Origin of the sequence: Paenibacillus sp. oral taxon 786 str. D14, assembly GCF_000159955.1 — a bacterium.
Lineage (GTDB): Bacteria > Bacillota > Bacilli > Paenibacillales > Paenibacillaceae > Fontibacillus > Fontibacillus phoenicis.
Genome location: NZ_GG695973.1, coordinates 392,898 through 401,414 on the forward strand (window position 1 = coordinate 392,898; position 8,517 = coordinate 401,414).

Annotated in this window: 8 protein-coding genes and 1 tRNA gene; all 9 read right to left on the reverse strand. The window is 52.8% G+C overall.

From position 1 onward, the window contains the following. Nucleotides 1-49: 49 nt before the first annotated feature. Nucleotides 50-358, reverse strand: a complete 309-nt coding sequence (yajC, locus tag POTG_RS08460; RefSeq protein ID WP_009224417.1) for a preprotein translocase subunit YajC — start codon at nt 356-358, stop codon at nt 50-52. A 39-nt stretch (nt 359-397) separates the two neighbouring features. Then, complete coding sequence (gene tgt / locus POTG_RS08465; protein WP_009224418.1) at nt 398-1,537, reverse strand: tRNA guanosine(34) transglycosylase Tgt; 1,140 nt, start codon at nt 1,535-1,537, stop codon at nt 398-400. Between the two features lie 36 nt (nt 1,538-1,573). Beyond that, nucleotides 1,574-2,602 carry a tRNA preQ1(34) S-adenosylmethionine ribosyltransferase-isomerase QueA gene (queA, locus tag POTG_RS08470; RefSeq protein WP_036644734.1) on the reverse strand — a complete coding sequence of 343 codons (1,029 nt, stop codon included), beginning with the start codon at nt 2,600-2,602 and terminating at the stop codon, nt 1,574-1,576. A 10-nt stretch (nt 2,603-2,612) separates the two neighbouring features. Further along, the gene (locus tag POTG_RS08475; protein WP_009224420.1) at nt 2,613-4,652 is read right to left on the reverse strand and encodes a SpoIID/LytB domain-containing protein; all 2,040 of its coding nucleotides are present in this window, start codon (nt 4,650-4,652) and stop codon (nt 2,613-2,615) included. Nucleotides 4,653-4,768: 116 nt separating this feature from the next. Then, nucleotides 4,769-5,773 carry a Holliday junction branch migration DNA helicase RuvB gene (ruvB, locus tag POTG_RS08480; protein ID WP_036644827.1) on the reverse strand — a complete coding sequence of 335 codons (1,005 nt, stop codon included), beginning with the start codon at nt 5,771-5,773 and terminating at the stop codon, nt 4,769-4,771. A 32-nt stretch (nt 5,774-5,805) separates the two neighbouring features. Continuing rightward, nucleotides 5,806-6,426, reverse strand: a complete 621-nt coding sequence (ruvA, locus tag POTG_RS08485) for a Holliday junction branch migration protein RuvA (RefSeq protein WP_009224422.1) — start codon at nt 6,424-6,426, stop codon at nt 5,806-5,808. Continuing rightward, on the reverse strand, nt 6,423-6,926 hold the full coding sequence (gene ruvC / locus POTG_RS08490) for a crossover junction endodeoxyribonuclease RuvC (protein WP_009224423.1): 504 nt from the start codon (nt 6,924-6,926) through the stop codon (nt 6,423-6,425). Before ruvC ends, ruvA begins: the two co-directional genes overlap by 4 nt. Before the next feature lie 264 nt (nt 6,927-7,190). Then, a complete protein-coding gene (locus POTG_RS08495; protein WP_009224424.1) occupies nt 7,191-7,874 on the reverse strand; it encodes a BofC C-terminal domain-containing protein in 684 nt (227 codons plus the stop codon). Nucleotides 7,875-8,010: 136 nt separating this feature from the next. Beyond that, a tRNA-Pro gene (locus POTG_RS08500) sits at nt 8,011-8,084 on the reverse strand. Nucleotides 8,085-8,517: the final 433 nt, after the last annotated feature.

Below are 8,517 nucleotides of genomic sequence, written 5' to 3' on the forward strand. Positions count from 1 at the left end.
GAGCCTGTAGCATACAGGCTCTTCCTATTTGTGTTTGTCTGTAACGCGATTAACCTTCCGACTCTTTAATGGTGTGACTGATCGCGCTGCGGTCAAACGTCAGCTTTGTCACGTCATTCACGCGAAGCACTACCGTATCGTCGGTCAGCTCCATAATCGTTCCATGCAATCCGCCAATCGTCACGATCTTATCGCCTTTCTTCAAAGCGCTCAGCATCGAATTACGTTGCTGCTGCTTCTTCTTCTGCGGACGAATCAATAAAAAGTAGAAAACGGCGATCATGATAACAAATGGAATGATCATGGAGATAAGCGAGTTGGCGCCAGTTGTTTGTTGCGCGGCATACTGAAAGAACATGTCATTTCCCCCTTTCCAAAATCGAACTAACGCTTTTTCTTAAAATCCTTTGTCATTGCCAAACAGACCGTACTGCTCAAAAAATTCATCCCGGAAACTCAACAACCGATCTTCCATAATCGCCTGACGAACTTTACCCATCAGATTGATGAGGAAATGCAAATTATGGTATGTAGTTAATCGCAGCCCAAACGTCTCGTCGGCTTTGATCAAGTGGCGGAGATACGCCCTGGAGTAATTTCGGCAGGTATAGCAGTCGCACTCGGGATCCAGCGGTCCGAAATCGTTGGCATACTGAGCGTTGCGTACGACTAAACGGCCTTGGCTGGTCATCGTCGTACCGTTGCGCGCGATCCGAGTCGGCAACACGCAATCGAACATGTCGATGCCGCGAATCGCTCCTTCAATTAAGGCATCCGGAGATCCGACTCCCATCAAATAACGGGGCTTGTCTGCCGGCAGCAGCGGAACGGTATATTCCAGCACCTCGTACATGAGCGGCTTAGGCTCGCCTACACTCAGTCCACCAATAGCATACCCCGGAAAATCTAGGGAAGTCAAATCGCGGGCGCTTTGCTTGCGCAGATCCTCGTACATGCCGCCTTGAACGATGGCAAACAGTCCTTGATCGTGCGGACGGGCATGGCTCTGCAAGCAGCGTTCCGCCCAGCGGGTCGTACGCTCCAGGGAATTTTTCACGTATTCATAATCCGCCGGATACGGCGGGCATTCGTCAAACGCCATCATGATGTCCGAGCCGAGCGCATTTTGGATTTCCATTGCCACTTCCGGAGACAGGAATAGTTTATCGCCGTTCAAGTGGGAGCGGAAATGTACGCCTTCCTCCGTGATTTTGCGCATTTCACTCAGCGAGAACACTTGAAACCCGCCGCTGTCCGTCAAAATCGCGCGGTCCCAATTCATAAATTTGTGCAGTCCGCCGGCCTCACGAATAATTTCATGTCCCGGACGCAGGAAGAGATGGTACGTATTGCTTAAGATGATTCGCGCATCCATCTCCTTCAGCTCTTCCGGACTCATCGTTTTTACTGTTGCCTGCGTACCCACCGGCATAAAGATCGGTGTTTCGAACGAGCCGTGCGGCGTATGCACGCGCCCTAACCGGGCTCCGGACTGCTTGCAGGTTTTGATATGTTCATACGTAATTGCTGCTGCCAATCTGATCAACCATCCTCTACTCAAATAAAAATGCGTTTAGTAAATAAACATGGCGTCACCGAAGCTGAAGAACCGGTACTTCAAGTTGATCGCTTCCTGGTAAGCCTGGAGGATCCGCTCGCGTCCCGCCAGCGCGCTGACCAGCATCACCAGCGTTGATTTCGGGAGATGGAAGTTCGTAAGCAGCGCATCGACCAGTCCAAACTGGTAGCCGGGATAAATAAAGATCCCTGTCCAGCCGCTGCTCTTGACGATGGGGCCGCCCTCACATTGCTTAGCCACCGTCTCCAACGTTCGTGCCGAGGTCGTCCCGACGGCAATGACCCTGCCGCCTCTCGCTTTCGTTTCATTTAAGACGTCAGCTGTTTCCTGCGGCAGCACATAATATTCTTCGTGCATGACGTGATCCTCAACCCGGTCCACCGACATCGGCCGGAACGTGCCCAACCCGACGTGCAGCGTGACGAAAGCGATCGTCACTCCTTTCGCCCGCACTTGCTCCAGCAACTCTTCGGTGAAATGCAAGCCTGCCGTTGGTGCGGCGGCTGAACCCTCATGCTTGGAATACACAGTCTGATAACGTTCGCGGTCATCCAGCTTCTCCTTAATATAAGGAGGCAACGGCATTTGGCCCAAGCGATCTAGGATTTCGTTAAAAATCCCTTCATAAGCGAACCGAAGTACGCGTTCGCCCATATCCCCTTCGGACTCGACGGTGGCTCGCAGCTCGTCCCCAAACACGATCACCGATCCGGTTTTTAATTTCTTACCGGGTTTGACCAAGGCTTCCCAGCGGTCCTCGCCCAAGTTTTTGAGCAACAGCACTTCGGCTTTGGCACCGGTCCCTTCCTTTATCCCAAACAATCGGGCGGGAATGACCCGCGTATCATTCAGCACCAGCGTATCGCCTGGCTGTAAGTAATCCAATATATCGGAAAACTTGTGATGCCGGATTTCCCCGGTCTGTTTATTTAGCGTCAGCAAGCGCGAAGCGGTGCGTTCGGCTAGCGGTGTCTGGGCGATGAGCTCCTCCGGAAGCTCGAAGTCGTATAGATCTACATTCATCGGTATATTCTCATTCCTTAACGATAGACACATTTTGATAGTAGTGTTGCAAGATTTGCCGGTAATCATACCCGGCGTCGGCCAATCCTTTGGCCCCCCATTGGGAAAGTCCCAGACCATGACCGTTTCCGCGTCCCACGAAGACGAATTGGTTCGACGTATCCACCACGCGGGCTGTTCGATCGCCGCTCATCACAACCAGCTTGCCGCTGGCTGTCGTCTTGCCTGATGCCGACTGAATCGTCGTTGCGGACATAGCTGTACCGGTACCAGTCGTTCCTCCTGCACCTTGTACAGTATAACGTCCCGTTTGCACGATATCAAACAAAGTGCTGGGCAAGCCATTCAGAGCAGAGCGATACGTATCCGGATATTTGACGTTCAGCGGCTGTCCATTGGCTTTGACCTGCGTCACGCGTCCGGATGGGCCCCGCTGGCTGACCTCCAGATTCCATATCGAAGATGGGATGTCGGATGTCGTTTTTCCCTTCAGGGACTTCACCAGTTCGTCCGAGGTATAAGGTCCGCGAATCCACGCATAGGAGCTGGATTCAGGCACCTTGACCAACACGATGGCCTGGTCGCCCGGATTCAGCTTCGCCAGGGGATCCACATCCGATTGAATGAGCGGCAGCTTCCGGACCAAGACGTTACTGGTCGTCACCGTCAGCTTCTGCAACCCTGCCGGATTCGTCCCATTGACCACCGTATTATCTTCACGGACGTATCCCGTGATCCCGCTCGACAACAGCACATAATACCACGATTTTAATGAGGCTTGCGCAGATTCGTCCCCGTCGCTGGGAACGCTGGAATAGATCGGATTCACATTCCCCCAAACCTCAACCGAATCCGCCGTCACCCCGCCGCTGTTCGACGCAAAGATGCCTTCTACAATTTGTCCGTTTGACGATACCAGCACTTCTCCTGCCGTAGCATCCACCGCTTGAACGATGCTGGCGACCTCTTTTTCCGTCCCATTGTAGACTTGGCTTAAAGTCGTATCCACCAGGCCGGCTACCTTAAACTTATTGAGCCCTGCATTATACAGCGCATAGCTGCGTGCCGCAACCGCCTGGGCCTTCAACGCCTCCTGCGGCCAAGACGATGGAACTTCACCGGCGACAACAGAATACAGGTATTGCTCTAACGGCAGCTCGTTGACGAGCGCCAGTTGGCCGTTCACTTTACTGATCTCAAAATCTCCGCGGTAGCTGCGCCCCGAACGCTCCACCACCTGGATCGGCGAATTGCCGTTATCCCGAAGCGTCAATTTGGTGCCTTCTCCGCTTAACTCATAATGGTCAACGCCTGCCGGAGCCTCCAAATTTAGCGTCACGTCCCGGTGCAGGAGTAATGCAGGGACATTTTCATTAACTGGCGCTAAGGAAAGATTCGGATGGAGTCCGGCCAGCTCGGCTTGGAGCGCGGACTGCTCGGAGGCACTTAACGCGCCGCCGATCCATACCGCATATTGCCCGGGGCCGGTCATCGCCACTACCGCCTCCGCATGCTGGGCGGACAGCGTTTGGCGAAGATTCTCGGCTTCCGCCTGACTTGCAAACGAACCGGCGGACACGTACAGAGGGCCGCGTGCTTCGGCTTTAGCGCCTTTTAAGGATGCAGACAGCGTTTGGCTGACCCGATCCGCTGCTTTTTGCGCTTCCGCTGCACTGGCGTAAGGGCCTGTATAAACGCGGTAGATTGTGCTTCCCGCTTGATTTACGGCATAAGCCACCGGACGGTCTGACGTGGCTTGCAGCTTCTTGACCGCAGCAGCGACCGTTGCCCAATCCGCAGATTCCAATGCTTTAACCTTATATCCATTGACGCTAAATCTCGTCGTAGCCCCCGCTCCCAGCTGCAGCCAAGTCTCCGGCGCCGAACTGCCCGCCAAGATTACCTCTGCCGCTGCCGCCGTTTTTAAAGTAACAGCTGGAGTTGTCGATTTATAGGTGCTGCCCAAGTCCAGGTACATCGCTACGCGGACGCGAGATGTATCCGAATCGTCAGCCGCTGCCGGCAGCTGAAAAGCCCCAGCTAACAGCAAACCCGCAACAATTCCTTTTCCCCATCGGGCTAACGAAAATGCTCGTCTCGTTCGTGTTGTACGTTTCAAACCTGCTTCTCCCCCTTTATGATGCCTTCGAGCCAAGTTCACAAATGCTAAGGTGTCTCGGGCATCGGCAGACCTAAATGCTGATAGGCTGCCGGCGTGACCACCCGTCCTCGCGGCGTCCTCTGCAGAAATCCGATCTGCAGCAGGTAAGGTTCATACACGTCCTCGATCGTCTGACTCTCTTCACCGATGGTTGCGGCGATGGTATCCAGCCCGACGGGGCCGCCGCGAAAGCTCGTAATCATCGCCCGCAGCATTTTGTGGTCGATCAAATCCAGCCCCATCGGGTCAACCTGCAGCATCTGCAGCGCTTCTTTGGCGATCTCCGTGGTAATCATACCGTCGCCCCGCACCTGCGCATAGTCGCGTACGCGCTTCAGCAAGCGGTTTGCAATCCGCGGCGTCCCCCGCGAACGAAGCGCGATTTCCGTCGCCGCATCCCCAATCATTTCGATGCCAAAAATATCCGCGCCTCGCGACACGATATAGCTAAGTTCGTCGATGTTATAGAACTCGAGGCGGCTGACGACCCCAAAACGGTCTCGTAGCGGCGCCGACAGGAGCCCTGCCCGCGTCGTAGCGCCAACGAGCGTAAAAGGCGGCAAGTCCAGCCGAACCGACCGCGCACTTGGCCCCTTGCCGATCATAATATCCAGCGCAAAATCCTCCATCGCCGGATATAGCACTTCCTCCACCGTCCGATGCAGCCGGTGAATCTCGTCGATAAACAGGACGTCGCCTTCCTGCAGATTGGTCAGCAGCGCAGCCAAATCCCCCGGCCGCTCAATGGCCGGTCCCGAGGTCGTGCGCAAATTCACGCCCAGCTCGTTGGCGATAATGTTAGCCAGCGTCGTCTTGCCGAGTCCTGGCGGTCCATAGAGCAGCACGTGATCCAGCGCTTCTTTGCGCATTTTTGCCGCTTCGATATATATTTTTAAATTTTCCTTGATCTGGTTCTGTCCGATATACTCCGCCAAATAACGCGGCCGCAGGCTTAACTCCACCGCCTGGTCCTCCAGCATTAAATTCGCGGAAATAATCCGGTCCTCCATCATGCGCTACGCTCCCCTTCCTGTCCTCATCCTCAGCCGGCGTACAGCAGCTTGAGCGCCTTCTTCATGACGGAATCTACCGCCTCGTCCGGCCCGACATCGTCCTTCAGGCGATGCCATACCTTGTCCAGCTCTGCTTCGGTATAACCCAGTGCTTTCAGGCCTTCGCGCGCCTCCGGCCATCCCGGATTACCGTCATCCCCCAAGGTCTCGCCAACATCCGCAGGCACCGGATCAAACAACGTACCTCCGACGCCCTCCAGCTTGTCCTTCAGGTCCAAAATCATCCGCTGCGCCGTCTTCTTCCCAATCCCGGGCAGCTTGGTCAAAAAGGAGACATTCTCCTGATGAATCGCCGCCACAACATGGTCCGGGCTCCCGCCGCTCAAGATCCCCAGCGCCACACGCGGGCCGATCCCGGATACCTCAATCAGCTTGCGGAACAGCTTCTGCTCCTCGCGGGTTGGGAATCCAAACAGCAGAATCGCATCTTCACGAACATGGTGATGGGTGTAGATCGTCACCGTTTCCTGTCCTTTGGCTGCAAAAGCGTACGGATTCGGACAAAACACCCGATACCCTACCCCCTGTACATCCAAGACGACGTACTCTGTTTCCAAATGGGCAATCTGGCCCCGCAAAAAATCGATCATGAACGCAATACCTCGTTTATTTTAGAGTTTAAAGTATACGAATGCGCATGGCAGATCGCCACGGATAACGCATCCGCCACGTCGTCGGGCTTCGGAATCGCTTGGAGCTTCAGGAACATGCGCGTCATCTCCTGCACCTGGCGCTTCTCCGCCTTCCCGTAACCTACGATCGCCTGCTTCACCTGCATCGGGGTGTATTCCGCAATCGGAAGCCCCTTCTGTGCCGCAGCGAGCACCAACACGCCCCTCGCTTGACTGACCGACATCGCCGTCGTAACGTTCCGATTAAAAAACAGCTTCTCGAACGCCACCGCATCCGGCTTATATTTGTCAATCAACTGAACCATCGCCTCATAGACATGCATAAGCCGTTCTTCCTCGGGCGTATGGGCCTCGGTTTGGATGCAGCCGTACTGCACCGGCGTGACCCTATTGCCTTGTTTATCGATAAATCCGAACCCGACAATCGCAATGCCAGGGTCAATTCCAAGTATCCGCAAGGCTCATCTCCCCCTATCGTTGCTATAACTCCCCCTTGATCCTCGGATGGAGCCCTGTCCTACATAAAGCGAACATATGTATTCACTTTATTATAGCAAAAGATCGGTCAAGATTGAGGAAAAACTTATTTGCAGGTGAAAAAAGTGTAATTAACGCTGGCAAAATAAAAAGAGGGACGTCCCTCCGTTATCTACGATAACTTCATGAGACACCCTCTTCTGGTTGTTCTATTATTCATTCAGCGAAAATAAGCGAGCAGCGTTTTAAGGCTGTTCCTCCTGCTGCATGACTCTCTCCGACGGTTCAATCGCGAAATCGCTGAAGGTGGACAGTACACTATTGTATTCCTCAACATCCTGAATACGAATCCCTTGCCGCAACTGCTGGATTACTTCTGCCGGCAAAGCGCTCTCCATCATTTCCACGTCGATCTGAAAAAAAGTACGAACTGCCTTTTCCTTCTTCGGCGGACCGTCAAATAACGTTAAGTTGCCATCCTTGTCCAAGCCGATGTATCCTTGCGTTTTGCAGTCTTCGGAAAGACCATCGATTTTCTCTTCGATCCAAACGTCGCCCCCTGCGCCAAGTCTGCCTTTCCATGTAGGGTGATCCTTCATCAACTCAGCGATTTCATTGGGGGTCATAATGCCGAGAACACTGCTTTCTTCACCACAGGTGTATATTTTCGTCAGATGGACGATTCTCGATTTCCCCTCTTCCAGATCCGATAACCATTCGTTATCGGCATCCGGAGCAGCTTCTTGCCACATTCCCAGGGTTTCGATCGCCATCGGTTCACGAGCCATCAACTTCTCCATTTGATCGGATAATCGAAGCCCCATCCAGGCCATAACCGCAATCAGTGCCAAGGCGCTGGCGGTCCATATGGCGCGTCTCCATCTTCTCCATCGTTTTTTCAGATGTTTTTTGATTTGGAAGATATTCACGGTTATCCCCTTCTATCGGACTTTTGTCTCTATTTTGACCGATAGTGGGAGCCTTTATTCAATTCTCGAAAACGGCGGCATCCCATTCTTAAACATTAAAAAAGCAGCCATCCGTTAAGATGACTGCTTCCATGGATCGGGACGACACGATTCGAACATGCGACCCCCTGGTCCCAAACCAGGTGCTCTACCAAGCTGAGCTACGTCCCGTAATCAAGTGTTTTACCGATTCTAAAAAATCGGGCCACTTTTTCTATTATATCGACTTCGACATAGAAGTCAAGCATTAATATTCGATTTTATTCGTTATTATCTATTCCCCTGAAGGTACAAATGATATCAGCTTTGCAGCATTTGAGTATGGTGATATTATCGTGACTCATGATGGCAACGTTCTTTGGAATAAACTGGATTACTCTTTAACCAGCGCCGCATTCAGACGTACCGTCACTTCTTGCGAGTCGATACCTTATAAGCGTTATTCAGGTGCTATATAATAAAGACCATCATCACCCAATTGTAATAAGTAGTCGGTATCAGCTGCTGTAATCAAAACTTCATTCCCATTGTCCCTTATTTCTTTATAATAGATGTGTCCATCGTGATAATATAATACTTCACTTGCTTCATCATATTGAAAATT

Bases quoted from the DNA above. Each gene is read 5' to 3' on its own strand.
- queA (WP_036644734.1), bottom strand. From the start codon at position 2,602: ATGAATGTAGATCTATACGACTTCGAGCTTCCGGAGGAGCTCATCGCC.
- ruvB (WP_036644827.1), bottom strand. From the start codon at position 5,773: ATGGAGGACCGGATTATTTCCGCGAATTTAATGCTGGAGGACCAGGCG.
- ruvA (WP_009224422.1), bottom strand. From the start codon at position 6,426: ATGATCGATTTTTTGCGGGGCCAGATTGCCCATTTGGAAACAGAGTAC.
- yajC (WP_009224417.1), bottom strand. From the start codon at position 358: ATGTTCTTTCAGTATGCCGCGCAACAAACAACTGGCGCCAACTCGCTT.